The 17290-nt window shown below is 61.3% G+C and carries 18 protein-coding genes and 3 pseudogenes; 1 reads left to right on the plus strand and 20 read right to left on the minus strand.

Going from position 1 to position 17290, the window contains the following annotated elements:
• Positions 1–32 precede the first annotated feature (32 nt).
• The 11 genes and pseudogenes from B9Y82_RS10690 to B9Y82_RS20875 form a co-directional block, all read right to left on the minus strand.
• Positions 33–1286 (minus strand): hypothetical protein, encoded by a 1254-nt coding sequence (locus tag B9Y82_RS10690; protein ID WP_428993174.1) that lies wholly within the window; start codon positions 1284–1286, stop codon positions 33–35.
• 97 nt (positions 1287–1383) lie between these two features.
• Entirely contained in the window at positions 1384–2391 is a 1008-nt protein-coding gene (locus B9Y82_RS10695) for an XVIPCD domain-containing protein (RefSeq protein ID WP_100473209.1), read from the minus strand.
• A gap of 57 nt (positions 2392–2448) precedes the next feature.
• Positions 2449–2985 (minus strand): hypothetical protein, encoded by a 537-nt coding sequence (locus B9Y82_RS10700; RefSeq protein ID WP_100473210.1) that lies wholly within the window; start codon positions 2983–2985, stop codon positions 2449–2451.
• Between the two features lie 459 nt (positions 2986–3444).
• Positions 3445–3810 (minus strand): hypothetical protein, encoded by a 366-nt coding sequence (locus B9Y82_RS10705; protein ID WP_157804623.1) that lies wholly within the window; start codon positions 3808–3810, stop codon positions 3445–3447.
• On the minus strand, positions 3791–4120 hold the full coding sequence (locus B9Y82_RS20620) for a hypothetical protein (protein WP_157804625.1): 330 nt from the start codon (positions 4118–4120) through the stop codon (positions 3791–3793). Before B9Y82_RS20620 ends, B9Y82_RS10705 begins: the two co-directional genes overlap by 20 nt.
• A gap of 57 nt (positions 4121–4177) precedes the next feature.
• Entirely contained in the window at positions 4178–4459 is a 282-nt protein-coding gene (locus tag B9Y82_RS10715) for a hypothetical protein (RefSeq protein ID WP_100473213.1), read from the minus strand.
• A 384-nt stretch (positions 4460–4843) separates the two neighbouring features.
• On the minus strand, positions 4844–5227 hold the full coding sequence (locus B9Y82_RS21050; protein ID WP_157804627.1) for a DUF4189 domain-containing protein: 384 nt from the start codon (positions 5225–5227) through the stop codon (positions 4844–4846).
• Positions 5220–5339, minus strand: a pseudogene (locus B9Y82_RS21055) (type IV secretion system protein); the annotation flags it as partial. The pseudogene B9Y82_RS21055 and the gene B9Y82_RS21050, both read right to left, overlap by 8 nt.
• A gap of 348 nt (positions 5340–5687) precedes the next feature.
• Positions 5688–6227, minus strand: a complete 540-nt coding sequence (locus B9Y82_RS20970) for a DUF4189 domain-containing protein (protein WP_315973622.1) — start codon at positions 6225–6227, stop codon at positions 5688–5690.
• Positions 6228–6251: 24 nt separating this feature from the next.
• Positions 6252–7022: pseudogene (locus tag B9Y82_RS10730) on the minus strand (type IV secretion system protein); the annotation flags it as partial.
• 44 nt (positions 7023–7066) lie between these two features.
• Positions 7067–7483, minus strand: a complete 417-nt coding sequence (locus B9Y82_RS20875) for a DUF4189 domain-containing protein (protein ID WP_343124730.1) — start codon at positions 7481–7483, stop codon at positions 7067–7069.
• A gap of 980 nt (positions 7484–8463) precedes the next feature.
• On the opposite strand from B9Y82_RS20875, the gene B9Y82_RS20635 reads away from it, so the two are divergent.
• Complete coding sequence (locus B9Y82_RS20635) at positions 8464–8703, plus strand: hypothetical protein (protein ID WP_157804629.1); 240 nt, start codon at positions 8464–8466, stop codon at positions 8701–8703.
• On the opposite strand, the gene B9Y82_RS20880 is transcribed toward B9Y82_RS20635, so the two are convergent.
• The 9 genes and pseudogenes from B9Y82_RS20880 to virB11 all read right to left on the minus strand — a co-directional run bounded on the left by B9Y82_RS20880 (position 8668) and on the right by virB11 (position 17277).
• Positions 8668–9081, minus strand: a complete 414-nt coding sequence (locus tag B9Y82_RS20880) for a DUF4189 domain-containing protein (RefSeq protein ID WP_343124748.1) — start codon at positions 9079–9081, stop codon at positions 8668–8670. The genes B9Y82_RS20635 and B9Y82_RS20880 overlap by 36 nt on opposite strands.
• 186 nt (positions 9082–9267) lie before the next feature.
• Positions 9268–9792: a DUF4189 domain-containing protein gene (locus B9Y82_RS20975; RefSeq protein WP_100473216.1), complete on the minus strand. Its 525-nt coding sequence runs from the start codon at positions 9790–9792 to the stop codon at positions 9268–9270.
• Between the two features lie 34 nt (positions 9793–9826).
• Complete coding sequence (locus B9Y82_RS10760) at positions 9827–10981, minus strand: type IV secretion system protein (protein WP_238381661.1); 1155 nt, start codon at positions 10979–10981, stop codon at positions 9827–9829.
• An 83-nt stretch (positions 10982–11064) separates the two neighbouring features.
• Positions 11065–11856, minus strand: coding sequence for a hypothetical protein (locus tag B9Y82_RS10765; RefSeq protein WP_157804630.1), 792 nt, complete (start codon positions 11854–11856; stop codon positions 11065–11067).
• 76 nt (positions 11857–11932) lie between these two features.
• A complete protein-coding gene (locus tag B9Y82_RS10770) occupies positions 11933–14380 on the minus strand; it encodes a VirB4 family type IV secretion/conjugal transfer ATPase (protein WP_100473218.1) in 2448 nt (815 codons plus the stop codon).
• Positions 14381–14461: 81 nt separating this feature from the next.
• Entirely contained in the window at positions 14462–14770 is a 309-nt protein-coding gene (locus B9Y82_RS10775) for a type IV secretion system protein VirB3 (protein ID WP_100049996.1), read from the minus strand.
• Positions 14763–15173 carry a TrbC/VirB2 family protein gene (locus B9Y82_RS10780; RefSeq protein WP_100473219.1) on the minus strand — a complete coding sequence of 137 codons (411 nt, stop codon included), beginning with the start codon at positions 15171–15173 and terminating at the stop codon, positions 14763–14765. Before B9Y82_RS10780 ends, B9Y82_RS10775 begins: the two co-directional genes overlap by 8 nt.
• Before the next feature lie 579 nt (positions 15174–15752).
• Positions 15753–16230 (minus strand): annotated as a pseudogene (locus B9Y82_RS21015) (lytic transglycosylase domain-containing protein); the annotation flags it as partial.
• 3 nt (positions 16231–16233) lie between these two features.
• Entirely contained in the window at positions 16234–17277 is a 1044-nt protein-coding gene (gene virB11, locus B9Y82_RS10790) for a P-type DNA transfer ATPase VirB11 (protein ID WP_100473221.1), read from the minus strand.
• Between the last annotated feature and the right edge of the window lie 13 nt (positions 17278–17290).

Raw genomic sequence — 17290 nt, forward strand, 5'->3', positions numbered from 1 at the left:
TTCCGGCTCCCGCTCCAGCTCAACACCGCGCCTCAGGGGCTGGAGGCTGCGACCGCTCCAGACCCATTGGCGGTCACGAACAGATCCGGCCCGGAATCCGGGAATCCACCACAGGCGCGATCGCCCGGTGCCACCGGATCACAGGGCCACTGCGCACGCGCCACCTTCTCGCGCAGCTCGAAGCGATCACCGGTCCAGACCACGAACGCGATGTGCTCGCGGCTCCAGTCACTGTAGGCGCGCGGACCGCTCTTCTGCGCCGTCTCCGGGTACTGCACGAACCAGCGCATGGCGGGGCCGTACTGCAACTTGCTGTGGTCCAGGCTGATCCGGCCCTCGCGCGACAACTGGCGCGCACGATCGGCCTCGGTCACGTGGGGCATGGCCGGCATGGCATCGGTGGTCACATCCCTCGGCGCGGCGTCCCCGCGCACCTGGTACACGCGCTGGGCCACATAGGCCTCGCGGCAGTCACCCGCTGGCACACGTACCGGCTCCGCGCCGTACTCATCGCGGTTGGCGACCCGGTCGCTGCAGGTGAACGGCGCTGAGACCAGGTAGAACCTGATGTCGGCGTCGCGCCCTTCCAGCGAGCGCACCCAGATGTCGCCCATCCGCACGATGAAGTCCGGGCGTTGGCCGTAGCCCGGCACGGCCTTGAACCAGGCCTTCTGCTGTACCTCTCGCTCGCGCCAGCTGCGCGGCAGGTGGATGTCCTGCTCGGGCAGCGCGACCAGCATCGCAGCCAGATGCGCCGGCATCGTGCCCTGGCAGGCGCCGATCAGCAGGTCGCCCTGGGTCGCCAGCCGCCCGGCCAGATCCACCGGGCAGCGGGCACCAAGTGCCCGCTCGGTCGCCTGCTCGGGCGGCAACGGCACGATGGCCAAGGCGGGAGGTGCGGGCGCTACCGCAGGGGCGGCTGGCTCGACGGCGGCAGGCGGTGCAGCTACAGGGGCCGTCGCTGCGGCCGTCACGGGCGGGGGCGTCGGATTTGCAGCGGGCTCCGGCTGCGCGTCCACCACGGCTGTTGCAGGGGATGGCGCGGCAGCGGGTACATCGGAAGCCGGCGCCGCGACAACGGCGTCGGTCGCCGCAGGCGCTGCAACGGGTGCCGCCTCTGCAGTCGCGTCAACGGTCGCCTCGGCAGCGGGGGGCGTCTCCACGACAGGTGCCGCTGCCTCCTGAGCCTGTGCCGACGCTGCGGCAAGTCCAAGTGACAGCAGCCAGCGCACGGATGCATTGCAGCGGGTAGCGGCGTGCCGGGCATTCGAGGGAACGATTCGCATGAGGTGTCCTTACGAGTGGGTTTCCATGTCGGCGCCACAGGGCGCCACGCGTCGTGCGTAAAGTGCCTGCGGGCACCCTGCCCGCCGGCATCAAGTGCTACAAGGATCGAGAACGCTGCTCCTGCTCGCGGGCGAGCGCAGCCGCCGGGTCCTGCTGCGCAACGCTGGCGGCCAACTGCTGGCTGCTCTGCGCCAGCGGCTGCTGCGCCGCCTGTTCGCGATCGACCGATGCGCGCAGCATGGCCGGATCGCCCAGCGCACCCTGTACAGCAAACAGCGTGCGACCGTCATTGCCGGCCAGCAGATGATCGATACGCGACATCCCGGCCTTCTGCGCGCTCAGCGCCAACGCGCCGGCGGCATTGTCCAGTTCCTGCCCAGTGCGCAGCCCGCTCTGAGGCCCCATCTGCTGCAGGTGCTGGCGCGCGCCCGAGAACAGTGTGTATCCCGGCTCGCCCGGTTGCGACATGTCGCGTTCGGTTGCCTGCTGGGCTGGCGCCCCCACTTCGCCACGTTCCAGGCGCGCCATCACATCGGGGGTCAGCTTCTGCTGCCACACGTCAAAACGCTGCTGGCGGGCTTCGATGCCGTTGAGCGCGCCATTCAGGGCACGCGTGGCTTCCCGCACATCCTCGCGCGCCGCTTCCGGCACCCGCGTCTGCCATTGCCACACGGCAATACGGCCTGCGTGCTCGGGCTGCGCGGCCAGTTCCGGCTGATTCACCAGGTCCAGATCCAGCGCCTTGCCGGCACGCTCGTAATTCTCCTTGCCGACCAGCGGCAGGTAGCCACGGCCGTGATACTTCAGCGCATCACCGGGCGCATCGTTGCCCATGCGGCCGCCATACATCAGTTCGGCCAGGTTCTCCGGCCGCCCACGCAGCGCTTCCTGTCGGGCGCTCTCAAGCGCGCCATTGCCATTGCGCCACGCCGCTTCCACCGGGATCTGCGAGATACCCCGGGTGAAGTTGAAACTCTCATTGAGCCGGCTCAGGCCACGGGACTCGTGCCCGGCCTGCGCCATGAAGTTGGCCAGTTCCCGGGACGAGGTCATGCCGGCCTCCGTGGCCTGCCGCAACAGCTGCGACTCTCTATCCTGCGACACGGTGAAACTCCTGCTCGATCATCGTTGGGTACTCCCGCCTCCTTACAGGCATGGCACTCAGGGCAAGCTCACGTCGGCGACGACGGACGGATCGAAATCCTCGAACCGCACCCGGCCAAGCTCGGCCGCCGAAAAGTCACGCGTGTGGGTGGCTTCGGTCTCGGTGTCGACCACCCTGCGCTGCACGCCATGCACCCAGCAGGCCTGCTCGGCGGGTGCATAGCGGAAGGTGTAGACACTGCTCCAGCGCTCACGGCTGCCACCATTGGTGATCACGCTGAACGCGCCGTCCTCGATGGTCACGTACGCGAAGGGATCGCCGGCGATGCCACCGCGCGTTGAGCACGGCACCAGCTTGTCGTTGCGTGCCGCCAGCTGCCAGCGGCCCGTGGCATCGCCCAGCAGCAACAGCAGGACCCGGTTCGGTCCGTGCTGGCCGGGCAACAAGCCCTCCGGAGGAGGTTGGTCGATCACCAGGAGCTGGTCCTGGAAACCATTGCCGGTCAGATCGCCGCGCACGGCTTCCAGCAGGTTCGCGCCGGACGGAACGAACGCCAGGGCATTGTCCATGTGCGTGCCACTCCCCTTCTCCATCCCCTGCAACTCCTTCAATCCCGTCTTGCCAGTTCCCGAGCGGAGGCCGGAAACGGGGCGATGCCTCGCACGTGCCCTGCGGCCGCCATGGCGGATGATAGCCCCGAGCCCACGGCAACCGCGATGGTGGCAAGCGTCACCCGCACCGCGGGGGGACACAGTCCTCATGGACGGAAAAGCTCCTGCGTTCGATGGCACCGGCGCGTCGGGATTTTGACGCGCACGCAGCTTACTTCGAGGAGGCAGCGCTCGTCGAAGGGGGCTTGGGATGAAAAGCGCACTTGATCACAGAAAAAGCGCGGCTAACGTGAATGGTGGCTTATCTGACAAACAGATCCGCAGTGGATGGCGCCGTGGAGGATGCGCCGCGCCCCGCCCACGGCCTGGTCCGGCAGGGGCGATGTTGCAGGGAAAGCCTGCACACGCTTTGTCGCCCCGCGTCGTGGCCAGCAATCGCGATCAGCGCAAGTGCTGCGCGCAGGTGGCTTCCTGCGTGGCGTAGTCACGAACGTAGCCGTCCATCGTGAGCACCGATATATCGCATCGATTGTTCACGTCACTGACGACATGCCCGTAAGCGTTCAACCCCCGCACACGCTCGCCACGATGCAGATACAGCGTGCGCGAACCATCGGCCCCATTCTCCACACGATCCGGCGGGCCCCACGTCCGCACGAATTCCTGCTCTGTCTTGCCGATCCACATGTCCATGAGATTGTTGCGACCCACGCGGTTGGCAGCGCGACGCGACTCATCCAAAGCCCTGCTGGTTTCATTCTGGGCGCGCGCCACAGTCGCTTCAAGGCTACGCACAGTGCGGTCCATTTTCAGCGTCGGTCGGCCGATAGGTGAATGCTGGGCGCTTGCCGTCCTTCCACAGGTCACCCCAGATGACATCTACAGGTGATTGCCCGACGTCACCGACGGAAAGGAAGCCGTGCTTCAGCATTTCCGCCGGCACCTTGGCCTTGGGATCAGGCCCCACGAGACAGGCAAACCGCACCAGTTGCACCTGCCAGGGAGCAATCGCCTCGGCTCGCGGTTCGAATCTTTCCGGTGGGACGTTCTCCATCGGTCGGTCGCGCCACTGGATCAGACTCGTCCTGATGGCCACGGTGTTCTGTGAGCAGTTCACCCAGTACTTCCTGATCAGGCGATTCGGTTTCGTCGCGTTCTCGTAGACGGTATTGACCTAGATCTCGTACACCGGTTCCGGACCAGCAACGGGCTCACCGGGTTTCGGTGCCTTCCTGCGGCGCAACTGCTTCAGGTACGCGTTCTGCTCTGCCGGCGTGGCACGCTGCAGAAAACCGACCAGATCCGAGCGGTCAGCGAGCGTTTGCGCATCGACCACCCACGCCTCGCGGTTCGGCGTTTCGCCACCGGTGAAGATGACCCAGCTATCAGCCGCATGGGTCGACGAGGCGAACAGCAGTCCGCCAATCAGTGAGGCAACACGGCCTGGATTCTGCATGATTCGTTCCTTCGAATGGCGCGAAGACCTACGGCATCGCGAATGGAGCCTTATGACACGGTCTGGCGCGTCGCCTCGACCAATGCCCACCCATAGTGCAAAGCCGACATCTTACGCAGGAGCGGAGAATAGAAATGGCCCGCTTTTCAGCAGGCCACCCCTAAAAAAACACAAGCAGAACTTCAGCATGCAACCAAGCCCAACCAATCCCGGCATTCACATCAGCGGAATACCTGAACTCAGACATGCTACATGCTGAATAGATCAATTCACAGCGCGAAGCATTAGCACGTGCTTGGCATTCACGCAGAAAATATAATTTTGCCTCGCTCTCCGATGGAGCTCTCGACGAATATGTTGCCCCACCCTTCATCCTGAACTCACTTACTTCTGGCCCAGCGAGTGCAACACATTGAGTGTGGTACTCATTAAGATTTTACAACTTGCGCCCCCAGCTTTAGCACAATGCGAGATTGTGACCGAAGCCGCCTCTCGCTTCGAAGCCCTAGACTCCGAAACGCCGATAGCGAGCATTGCACCTTGGGCAGGAGAGGTATCCTGAGCAATCGCTCCCCAACGAGTCTCCCATTTCCCGGTAGGTACAGGAGCACTTGGCTGAGCACTCCCTTGACTCTGACCGCCAGGAATCGGCGCACATCCACGCCCCCCCTGCCGATCATCGCCAATGGGGTACTGACCAGGAGGGCAGCGCCCTTCCGCCCACGCGAACGAGGGAGCGATAAGCAGAGAAACCAGCCGGACTGCCACCTATCTGGGAATATGCCATGAATCTACCCAAGGTGCCCTGGAAGAACATGGCTGCCATTGGGGGAGCAGTCGGAATACGCGTCGTTAAGATCGGGCCTATGCCGCCCTGCCAGATCGTCGATTGGTCATGCTACCGATGGACGCGGCCATAAGCGGGAACTCGCTCATCGGCTCATTCGTACAGAATGGATCCGAAATACGTGTCATCGCCTCTTACGCGGGGCAGCCACTCACCACGTTCATATGGCTAGCTGCGGGCCCCAGCACCATCATCTAGCTTGATTGGCCACAGTATTCAGAAGAAAGAAAGCACGAATTTTCAGCAGCCCTCTTACGCCTCATACCAAACAAAGATGGCTGCAATGATTGCAGGAAATTGAGTTGGCAAGCTAAGCATGAGAGCAGGCAAAACCTTAACTCTTCCAGCCATTTCAAGCTGCGGCGCCTCATTGCCTACCACTCAGAACGACTCGAATTCCGGTTCGCTGCATGCCGAGTAGATCACCTTACAGCCTTCACTACCGCGCCTAGTGCAAAGCCCCATCGCCAATGAAGTCGCGGCAGAGACAGATTCAGCGCGTCCAAACGTGGAACCGCCGAATGCACTAGTTCGGGGAGAGACCAGGGCGACGCATTGATTCTTGTAAGTCTGAGTAACCTTGCAATCCGATGCCCCGTGCTGACTACAATTGGCCAAGGCCTCATTTGAGGCGTCAGCCTTTCTCACTTTTCCGACTGACACACCGACGTCACCATTGGAAGCCATGGCAATCGCGCCCCAAGTCTTATTCCAGCGTCCTGTTTGGATAGGGCCCGTCTGACCCGATCCCGCGTCCCCTCCCGGGATCGGCGCACACCCACCAACACCCTGACCTCCGATTGGATACTGGCCTGGCGGGCAACGCCCTTCAGCACCAGCAACGGGCGCGAAGCCAAAAAACAGCATGCAAGCTGCAGCGCCGAAGATAAGCGCACATCGGCGGCCAAATATCGAAACCATATCGTTAGACCCTCAAACTTCCCGTCAGCTGTTGTTCTTTGCAAGACCAAGACGCCCTGAGTCCACGACCGCCGAACCCGGCGATGAACTACCGCCAGTCACTCGCGAACCAACAATCTGCTCGGTAGTGGCACTATGCGTCCCGCCCTTCTCTGGAGCCGGAGGCGTGTAGTAACTACCCGGCGGCTGCCCGCTGGGCCCCGGTGCCTGCGCCACCGGGCTGCCACCTATCTTCGAATATGCCATGAAGCTGCCCAAGGTTCCCTGGAAGAACATCGCCGCCATTGGGGGAGCGGTCAGGATCAGGGTCGTGAGGATCAGGCCCATGCCGCCCTGCTGCATCGCCTGGCTGGTCATGCCGTCGCTGGAGGCGCCTTCGAGCAGGAACTTGTTGACCAAGGCGGTGGACCAGAACGCGGTCGAGGCACGGATCACCATGTCCAGCGCGATCGATACCATTGCTGCCAGTACCGCCATCGAGAACATCGTGCCGATGCCATAGAACATCCATCGCTGGAACAGCTGCTTGGTCTGGTCGAACAGCAGACACAGAATGAACAAGGGACCCAGGCCGATGAACAGCGCCAGCGCGACCTCGTAGAGCAGCAACATCGCACCAGCGGTGACGGCCGGACCACCCGTGCCCATGCCGATGAACCACAGCGCCCGGGTCTTGTCCGCCTGCAACCCCGGATCATTCAGGATCTTGATGCCATCAATGCTCGACAGCGCCACCTGCATCCAAGCCAAGCTCTTGTCGATCTGCTCATCCGGCGCCTTGTCTTTTCCGGCTAATCAGGCATTTCTACGTTTTCAGCCAGAAACTCATAAGCGCAACCTCAGAAGTTCTCAAACTCAGGCTCGGTGCATCCAGAATAAATCACTTTACAGCCATCGCTCCCCTGCTTTAAGCACGCATCCACAGCCATCTTACTCGCAGCATCAACAGATGCCGCACGCGCAAACGTGGAGCCACCAAATCTTGCATCACTGGGGGATACGAATGCTGCACATTGATTATTGAACTCCAATACCACCCTGCAATCCGTAGCCCCCCGCTGTGCGCAATTAGCAAGGGACTCCGAAGCCGCATCCCTCTTCTTTCGCTTACCGAGAGCCACGCCGACATCGCCCCCCTTCGCTAAAGCGATGGCCCCCCCAAGTCTTGATCCAACGCCCTGTCGCAACAGGCGACGCTTGGCCTGCTCCAGTGGTACCACCTGGGATGGGAGCACAGCCGCCGACTCCCTGACCACCAATTGGATACTGACCAGGAGGACACCTACCTTCTGCGTTGGCCGTCTGTGGCAATTGGCACGCAATGATTCCCAGACCCAGCAGGATTACTGCACCTGAATAGACACGAATTGACTTCATCTCCGGCCTCTAGTTCGAAGCTAAGCCTTTACGGCCAGTATCAGAATTGCCTGACCCAGCTGTGGAGTTGCTGCCAGTGACTACGACATTGCTCCCAACTGAAGTCGATCCAGCCGATTGACTGCCACCGCTCGTTGAAGGTTTATCCGGCGTGTAATAGCGACCCGGCGTGATCAGGCCTTTGACGTCCTCGTTGAGGAATTTCTGCAGGTTGCTGCCGAACATCGCCATGCTGGTGGCAACGGTGACGATCAACGCAGCACCGCACACATCGCGGCATCAGCATCCATCAAGAGTGAGGCTACGGAAGGATCAGTACGCCTTGAAATACGGCTCCGTGCAACCGCTGTAAACAACCTTGCACGCCGCCCCCCCCCTCCCGCTGGAATTGGCGCACAGCCAGGCGCTCTGTCATCTCCGATTGGGTACTGACCGGGCGGGCACCTACCCTCTGCCAGCACTGGTCCGGCAACAACCGATAGAGCAGCCATAGTACAAACGACTATCACGGCGCGGAAAATCGGGGCGGTCGATTGAATACCTGATCTGTAGCCGTTTCTCATCTTGAATCCTTTGCCGTGACTGCGACACCTCGCTGCCCAGTATCTTGACTTACACCTGAGGCCCCACTGTTCACGCCCCCCATTCGACTGTAGTCAGCGCCGGAACTACCGCTACCACCATGATCATTCGATTTGGGAGCCGGCGGCGTATACGAACCCGGCGGCTGGCCCTGTGGACCCGGCTGGCCCACTGCCGATCCACCGATCTGGGAGTATGGCGCGAAACCACCCAAGGTCCCCTGGAAGAACATCGCCGCCATTGGGGAGGCGCTGTCAGGGTCATGAGGATCAATCCCATGCCCCCCCTGCTGCATCGCCTGGCTGGTCATGCCGTCGCTGGAGGCACCGTCGAGCAGGAACTTGTGACCGACGCAGTCGATCAGAGCGCTGCCGAGACACTATGTACAGCGAGATTGAGATCATCGCTGCAAGTCAGGAAGAAGATCGCCATTATGGGCGCTGCAGCCAGCGCCACCATCGGGATGCCAGCTATCGATGCGTTAAAACGCTTCGAATTTTGGCTCTGTGCAGGCTGAGTAAACAACATCACAGCCACGTCCGCCGCGGGAATCGCACAATTTAGTAGCTACGCCTTTGGCAAGCTCTTCCGTAGCTGCACTGCCAAAGCTAGTTCCAGGGGTTCCAGAGCTAGGAACAGCCGCCGCAGCGCACTGATTCTTATAGGTAAACGAAACTCGGCAATCACGCGCCCCTGAGCTAGCACATTCAGAAACTGCATTCTTCGCGGCGTCTGATTTCTTAACCTCACCAGTGACTGTTCCCGAGGCGCCGGTAGAAGAAGTTGCAATCGCTCCCCACGTCTTTATCCAACGACCGGTGGCACGCGGCCCTTCCGCAGCTCCGCCACCACCAGCAGGGATTGGAGCGCAGCCTGGAGCGCGGCTGTCCCCTATTGGATACTGGCCAGGAGGACATCAGCCCTCGGCAAAAGTCAAGAATGGCACTAGGCACAACAACAAAATAAAAATAGCCCTCATGAAATCCTCTTCTCAAGCTTGAAGGCAGATCGCATCCGATCAAGATGCCGAGAATCCCCCTTCAACGCGCCTACTGTCGCGGTGCGGCTGCAAAAAAATTATCTAGAAAGCCTCGAACTTTGGTTCTGTGCATGCCGAATACACGACACCACAACCCCGTCCCCCTCGAGACTGACAGAGTTCAGTAGCGACCTTCTTGGCAACATCAACAGTCTCTCCGCTCCCAAAGTTCGTACCTTGAGTGCCCGAGCTCGCAGTCGCGGCCGCCGCACACTGGTGCTTGTACGTAAAGGCGATGTCGCAATCACGTGCGCCGGTCGCTTCGCACTCAACCATTGCTGCCTTTTCAGCCTCCCTCTTCTTTACCTTCCCGACCGAAACACCTGATGCCCCAGAATTGGACATTGCGATGGCGCCCCAAGTCTTGATCCACCGGCCCGTCGCTCTGGGTCCAGTGTCTCCGCTGCTACCCGCAGGAATTGGCGCACATCCCGGTGCCCGACTGTCACCTATCGGGTACTGGCCAGGCGGGCATCGCCCTTCTGCCACAGAGGATTCAGCAACAAGAAAAAGTGCCGAAAGAACGAGTAATTTGGAAATCAACTTTCCAACTGATTTTTTTGGCATGGCTACGCACCTTCAACGGATGTCACTAATAGCACTAATCATTAGATCTGGCAGCACCTATCGTACTCGGGGCAGTTCTTGCTTCGCCGGTCGAGCTCGGAGGCATCGAGTTCCTCACCATACTTCCTGAATGAACCTCGGTCTGCCGCACGTCATTATTCGAAGGCGCTGCCGGCGTATACGAACCCGGCGGCTGGCCCTGTGGACCCGGCTGGCCCGCTGCCGATCCACCGATCTGGGAGTATGGCGCGAAACCACCCAATGTCCCCTGGAAGAACATGGCCGCCATTGGGGGCGCAGTCAGAATCAAGGTCGTCAGGATCAATCCCATGCCGCCCTGCTGCATCGCCTGGCTGGTCATGCCGTCGCTGGAGGCGCCTTCGAGCAGGAACTTGTTGACCAGGGCGGTGGACCAGAACGCGGTCGAGACACGGATCACCATGTCCAGCGCGATCGATACCATCGCTGCCAGTACCGCCATCGAGAACATCGTGCCGATGCCGTAGAACAGCCATCGCTGGAACAGCTGCTTGGTCTGGTCGAACAGCAGACACAGAATGAACAAAGGACCCAGGCCGATGAACAGCGCCAGCGCGACCTCGTAGAGCAGCAACATCGCACCAGCGGTGACGGCCGGACCGCCCGTGCCCATGCCGATGAACCACAGCGCCCGCGTCTTGTCCGCCTGCAACCCTGGATCATTCAGGATCTTGATGCCATCAATGCTCGACAGCGCCACCTGCATCCACGCCAGGCTCTTGTCGATCTGGTCTTCCGGCTGCTGGTCCTTGCCGGTCACCACGTGGGTGATCAGGCCTTTGACGTCCTCGTTGAGGAATTTCTGCAGGTTGCTGCCGAACATCGCCATGCTGGTGGCAACGCTCACAATCAACGCCGCGCGCGCCATGTTGGTCACCAGCACCATCATGGAGTCGCGGCTGCGGCCGGTGACGATCCGGAAGCCCTGGATCAGTACCCACAGCGTCATCAGCACCAGGGCAATGCCACCGACCCAGGACATCATGCGCCCCATCAGGTCGATGCCGTAGTCACTGATCCTGTCGCGCAGGTAATCCATGATCAGCTTGAAGAAGACGAAATCGCCGATCGACTGGACACGCACCGCGTAGCCCAGCAGATCCTGCAATCCGCCTGAGAAATCAAAGTTAGCCAGCCACCTGATCGTCATTTCCACAATCCCTTGGTAATTCCGTTACTGCATGAAATGCCGCATTGCTTTGCAGCGCATGTCTACGTATTAGCGGCCTGCAATCACTTGACGCTGAGCGCGGCCTTCAGTGCGGTGGTCTTGACCATGTCGCTGATCAGCTGCTTGGTCGGGTCCCCCTTCAATGCGGCCTGCGCCACCACCTTCTGGTTGGCCTCCATGACCTCGATATAGGCATCATAGGATTTCATCCGTGCTTCCCAGCTCTGGGCAAGTGCGGCAATGTCATTGGCGGTGCGGAGCGATTCGCTGTCGGCACCCTGCACGGTGCCCTGATCGTTGTTGGTCAGGCGGATCTTGAGGATGCGGGTCAAGGAGTTGTTGATGCGCGGAACGGTCTGGGTCAGGAAATCGATCGCGTCGTTGTACTTGCGGTTCTGCATCATCCGGATGTTGACGCAGATCTGCATCTGCTGCTCCTTCACATCCGCCTGCGGATTGAACACGAACACCTTGAAGGCGGACTCCAGGTTGAAGTCCAGCGCCTTGCCACAGGTTTCGGCAACCAGATAGTTCGGCGCCACCGGCACCAGCGGCGCGCTGTCGGGCATGCCGAAGCTGTTCACCGCCGCCTGCACCTGGATCAGCGCCTGGCGATACTGCTCCAGCGTGCGGATCCAGCGGGTGTTCTGCTCGACGTACTCGGCCGCGTCCTGCGCTTTGGCCGCGTAGGCAGTCGCCTCGGTCTTGTAGGTATTGATCTGATTGAGCAGGTGCTGGATGAGGCTGGCACCGGTCTCCTGCACGGGAATCCAGGCGCTGACATTGCCGGTGCCGAGCGCCATCATGGCTGCCACGGTCATCGCTGCAAGACGGGGCGCGCGGCGGCGGGGCAAGGAAGTTTGCTTGGTATTGTTCATATCAGTCTCCATTGATCGGAACTCGTAGTCTTCGGGCAGGCCGTCTTGCGGATCAGGTAACAGTGTCGCGCGCTTCGACAGCCGCCTTGCCCGAGCCCTTTCGTTTCCTGTAGAACTCGCTCAACCACTGCTCGGGGGTGAGGTCAGCCTGGGAGACGCCTTCCGTGCGCGCAGCCTCCAGCAGTACCCGGTGCATCACCTCGATATTGTCGGTAGATGCGGAAATCACCGACAGGATGTCGTCCATACCACGCAGGTTGAGCTGGCAGACGCTGGAGGCATGACCCTGCTTGACCAGGAAGCAGCGCGAGCGCTCGTCCAGGGCTGTAACCACCCTGAACTCGGCCTCGGTCAGTTTCAGGCCGTCCATGTAGTCGCTCTTGCTGGCGTTCGGGTTCGGCAGCAGGATCAACGTGGCAGTCTGCTCGATCAGTGCGGCGGAGATATCGCTCTTCAGCGCATCCTCCGGGCTCTGCGTAGCGAAGATGCCCAGACCATTCTGCTTACGGATGGTCTTCTGCTTGTTCTTCGCGAACTCCTTCAGACCGCCCTCGCCGTCCAGGATCTTCCAGAATTCGTCCATCACGTAGATCAGCGGACGACCATCGATCAGCGACTCCAGGCGGTGCAGCAGGTAGTTGATGACCGGCACGCGCACTTCAGGGTTGTCGATGATATCGGTGTAGTCGAAACCGATGATGTTGGCCTTGCTCAGGTCAACGGTATCCACGGGATTGTCGAACACCCAGCCCAGCGAGTTACCCGAGGTCCAGCGACGCATGCGCGCGTAGAGGCCATCGTCACCCATGTTGGGCAGGCTCTTCTGGAAGTTGGTCATGCTGCGCAGGTGCATCGGCGTATCAAGCATGCTTTCCACCGCGCGATAGATATCTTCTTCCTCGCGCGCGCTGTACTCACGCTTGCCGGCCAGGACCTTGATCAGGTCGGCCAGGAACTGCACGTTGGCTTCGTTGTTCTCGCACTGGAACGGGTTGAAGCCGGTCGGCGCGCCGTTCTCCAGGGCCAGGTAGTTGCCTCCGCAGGCACGCACGAAGATCTCCGCGCCGCGATCCTTGTCGAAGAAGAAGATGGTCGGCGACGGCTCGTACTTCTGCACCTGGCTGAGCAGGAAGTTGATCAGCGCGGTCTTACCGGTACCGGACTTGCCGATCACCATGGTGTTGGCGATCGCCTTCTCACCCAGCGAGTTTTCCGACGGGTGGGTCGCGTGGAAATTGAAGTAGTACGGCTGGCCATTGGTGGTCTGCAGCGTGGTGACGCAGTCGCCCCACGGGTTGTTGTGCTGCTTGCCGGTCGCGAAATTGTGCAGCGGCGACAGGCCCAGGAAATTCAGCGAGCTGACATTGGCCAGGCGGGTGCGATAGCGCCAGTTGCCCGGCAGCTGCGAATAGAAGGACGAGGTAACCGCCAGGTCTTCCTTGGTCGACACGAAACCGGCGTTGGACAGCTCGGCACGGGTCGAGGCGACATTCTGCGAAAGCTTGGCCTGCGTGTCGCCGTAGACCGCCATGATGAAGTGGTATTCACCCAGCACGAAGTTGCCCGACGACAGCTGATCCATGGCCTGGTCGAGCTCGACGATCTGGCTGACCGCCTTGTCGCCGGAGGAGATCATCATGCCCTTGGTGCGGTCGAGCACCTTCAGCGCGTCCTGGCGCCCCATCGGGCTGAACGAATGGGTGATGACGTATTCGTAGTCCAGGTACTTCAGGCCATTGAGGATGCCCGGGTAAGTGCCCTCGGCATACTCCTTGATGTTCAGAATGGCGCCGAAGTGGTTGGCACCATTGGGGGTATTGATCGCGAAATCGCCGGTCTTGGCCGAGAACATATGGCGGCTGACAGGCAGGTAGTCCTTGATCGGTGCCGACAGCACCGGCACCGGCTCGTCGATGCGATTGATCAGGTAACCGAACAGCTCCAGCGTTTCCGAGAACACCACGCCGTTCTTGGCCTCGTACATTCCCAAGCGGTACGGCGCGTAGTCGCGGATGACGGCCTCGACGTTGCCGGCCAGCTCCATCAGCTTTTCGACCGCCTGCTCCTGCTCGGCGCGCAGCTTGTCCACGTTCGCCGACTTCTCTACGAAGCGCTTACCCGCCACCACGGGGCGGTAGATCATGGTCAGGTACAGCTCGTTCTGCATGATGCGCTGCGAGGACAGCATGCCCATGTACTGGTCGGACACGTCCTGGTTGAAGCGCTGCTTGTAGTTGCTCTTGCCCTTCAGCGTGCGACGGCGACGGATGTCGTGCACCCAGAACGCCACGTTCACGAAGTCCGGTGCACGCAGCGTCTGCAGCAGGCGGTTGAACGTGTTGTGGCGATGCTCGAGCTCCCACTCCTCACGACCCACGAACGGCAGCCCTTCCAGATGCCAGGTCAGCAGGTAGTCGCCGCCCGTGGTCTTGACCACGTTCGGGGCAACATGCGACGACAACGGAATGAACTCGCTGATGGAGGTGTCAGGGCTGAACATACGACTGCTTCCAAAGAGGTACTGCCAAGGAGTTTCAAGAGACCCGGCGGGCGCGGACGCCCGCCAGGCCGGATCCGGACCTCAATCCATTCGGGCCGGCTTGTCGCGGTAATGGTTGGGGTTGAACACCCACATGCCATCGTGTTCCTGCACGTTGCGCACCTTCAGCTTGAACATCAGGCGCAGGCCCAGCAGCCGGAAGATCATTTCGTCACGCTTGGCCATGTGCCGCATGATGAAGACCGCCACCGGAATGGTGAGCAGGAACCAGAAGTTCGTGTACATGCTGAGCAGCAACAACCCACCGGCCACCATGAAAAATGGCAGGTAGGGGACGCCCAGGAACATCGCTGGGCGCGTGCAGCCGCGGAACACGACGTTCTTATGCACTGTAGTACTGGATCGCGTTGTTGATCAGGTAGTAGGTGGTGCTGGTGCCAGCACCGCACTTGCCATCGCTGCCTTCGCCCAGCAGCATGCGCGCGATCTGGCCAGCGGCACCGATCAGCACGCCACCGATCAGGATCGGCGCGACGTCACCGATGCGCTTGTGCGCGAAGGCGATCTGGTAGCCGGCGAAGATCACCGCAATGGTCACCACGGCGATCGAGGCCATGTTCAGCAGGCCGTTGATGTTGGAGAAGAAACCGCAGACCTTCTTGTCGGTGCCGCCGAAGTCGGTGCTGGTGGCGAACACCTGCGGGGCGAACAGTGCGCCAACGAAGATCGTGGCCATCAGCAGGGTCTTCAGCGTGCGCTGGGCCTGGACGAGGTCGAGATTGGATCGCTTCATGGATTGATTTCCTTGTTGATGGACTAACACAACTGAATCGACCAGCCGGGGGACTGGCCGCACCACGACTTCGTCAGAACACGAAGGCCGCATCCCCTGCGGGAATCTGCTGCACCGGCGCAGCCTGCACCGGTGCGTTGAATGAATTTTCGCCACCGGCCACAGGCTGGTTGCGCTCGCTCCAGGGCCGCAGCATCACGGGCCCCTCGTTGCCGGCGCCGGCAGCGCCCGGCAACTGCTGCGGCATGGCCATTGCCTGCGCCGGACTCTGCTGAGGCAGCTGCTGCGGCATGCCACCGGCCTGTTGCTGCGGATAGGCGGCCCCTTGGGTGGGCTGCGCCTGTGGCTGCATCATCCGCTCCACCGAGCCCAGCACTACCTTGGACAGCGCCTGGTCGGCGATGTTCAGCAGGCTGCCCCGCGCCATTGCACCGGTGGACGGGTACACGACATAGGCGCGTGCGGGATCTTCCGACGGCACGTACACGGGGCCATTGGATTGAGCAACGATGCGCGCCTGCGCCGGCGAAGCCAGCTGCGGGTGATGCTCGACCTTCACCGCGCGGCGCTCCCCCCGACTGACCACGTCGATCGGTGCGACACCATTACTGGCGACCTGCTGCCCGCGGCGGATCGAGTCGTAGATCTTCTGCACGTAGCCATGACGGAAGCCGGTCTCGAAATTGCCCGAGTAGTAGCAGCTGAACGACTTGCCCCAGTCACCACCGGAGCGCTTGTAGCACTCGGCGAGGATGCGCGAACCTGCCTGCAGGTTCGGGCACTGCTGGAAGGCCTTCTCGTAGGAATCCAGGCCGTACTTGCCCAGGTTGTAGCGATTGACCTGAGCCAGCCCGATCGAGAAGTTGTAGCCCTTCTCTTCCAGCATGCGCACCGTCGCCAGTGCTTCATCCAAGGCCTTGGGCTGGCGCACCAGTGCGCCGCCGACCACGCCGATGGCGTAGGGATTGCGCGACGATTCGACGTTGATGACGTGCTGCATCACATCCATCGATACGGCCATCTCCGGGCACGCCATCATTTCCAGTCCTGGCAGCATCCTTCAGCCCTCCTGCCCCTGGGCACGCCCAGGATTGAAGTCGATGCCGGTGATGTAGCGCGAGCCGGCATGCGCCTTGATATGCACGACGATGTCGATGGTCATCATCAACAGTCGCTTGATCACGTTGAATTCAAGGCCCGAACCTTCGGTCGAGGCCTTCACCATCAATGCCAGCTGGTCCCAGGTCTGCTCCGGGCTGCCCGCATGGCAGCTGGTGATCGAACCCGGATGACCGGACGCGCAGTTGCGGATGAAGTAGAACGCCTCGTCACCGCGCAGCTCGGCGAGGATGATGCGTTCGGGCTTCATGCGCAGGCAGGCCTCCATGCAGCTCTTGGCCGTCACATTGCTGGTGCTCTGCCCGCCTTTGGAATACAACAGGTGCACGACGTTGGGCTGGGTCAGGAACAGCTCGCGCGCGTCCTCGATGGTGACCAGGCGCTCGTTGTCCGGGATATGGTTGACCAAGGCCTTCATGAAGGTGGTCTTGCCGCTACCGGTCGCACCGGATACCACGATGTTCTTGCGGTACATCACCGCACGCCGGAAGAACTCGGCGTACTCGCGCGAATGGCGCAGCTCCAGCAGCTCGCGATCCTGCTCGCTGATGCTGCCATCGCTTTCCAGGATCTGATTGAAGAAGCCGTCTTCGTGATACTGGCTGAGCGACTTGGTGTGCTTGGACGGCAGACGGATGGTGATCGACACCTTCCCTGCATCACATGCCGGCGGAATCACGAACTGCGCACGCTGGCCGGTGGGGAACGTGAGCGACACGACCGGATCGGCATCGGTGATGCGCTGGCCGGTGTTGCTCTCGTTCACCACCGCCGTGCAGAACTGCCGGGCCCGCTCGAAGGTCAGGCTCGGCACGTCCACCCGCTGCCACCCGGCCCGCGTTTCCAGGTACAGCTCACCGGGACGGTTGATGCAGATTTCCGTCACTTCCGGGGATGTCATGTACTCGGCGATGCCCAGCACTTCGTACTGATAGCGCAGGAAATCGCTGGAGACGAGGGCGAGGGGTGACACTTCGGCGTCCATGATCGTTCGTTGG

It is taken from the genome of Stenotrophomonas maltophilia, from assembly GCF_002799155.1.
GTDB classification, from domain to species: domain Bacteria; phylum Pseudomonadota; class Gammaproteobacteria; order Xanthomonadales; family Xanthomonadaceae; genus Stenotrophomonas; species Stenotrophomonas maltophilia_R.

Bases quoted from the DNA above. Each gene is read 5' to 3' on its own strand.
- B9Y82_RS10770 (WP_100473218.1), bottom strand. From the start codon at position 14,380: ATGTTCAGCCCTGACACCTCCATCAGCGAGTTCATTCCGTTGTCGTCG.
- B9Y82_RS20970 (WP_315973622.1), bottom strand. From the start codon at position 6,227: ATGGTTTCGATATTTGGCCGCCGATGTGCGCTTATCTTCGGCGCTGCA.
- B9Y82_RS20635 (WP_157804629.1), top strand. From the start codon at position 8,464: ATGCCCCCCCTGCTGCATCGCCTGGCTGGTCATGCCGTCGCTGGAGGC.
- B9Y82_RS10760 (WP_238381661.1), bottom strand. From the start codon at position 10,981: ATGACGATCAGGTGGCTGGCTAACTTTGATTTCTCAGGCGGATTGCAG.
- B9Y82_RS10780 (WP_100473219.1), bottom strand. From the start codon at position 15,173: ATGAAGCGATCCAATCTCGACCTCGTCCAGGCCCAGCGCACGCTGAAG.
- B9Y82_RS10690 (WP_428993174.1), bottom strand. From the start codon at position 1,286: ATGCGAATCGTTCCCTCGAATGCCCGGCACGCCGCTACCCGCTGCAAT.
- B9Y82_RS10705 (WP_157804623.1), bottom strand. From the start codon at position 3,810: ATGGACCGCACTGTGCGTAGCCTTGAAGCGACTGTGGCGCGCGCCCAG.
- B9Y82_RS20975 (WP_100473216.1), bottom strand. From the start codon at position 9,792: ATGCCAAAAAAATCAGTTGGAAAGTTGATTTCCAAATTACTCGTTCTT.
- B9Y82_RS10700 (WP_100473210.1), bottom strand. From the start codon at position 2,985: ATGGAGAAGGGGAGTGGCACGCACATGGACAATGCCCTGGCGTTCGTT.
- virB11 (WP_100473221.1), bottom strand. From the start codon at position 17,277: ATGGACGCCGAAGTGTCACCCCTCGCCCTCGTCTCCAGCGATTTCCTG.
- B9Y82_RS10715 (WP_100473213.1), bottom strand. From the start codon at position 4,459: ATGCAGAATCCAGGCCGTGTTGCCTCACTGATTGGCGGACTGCTGTTC.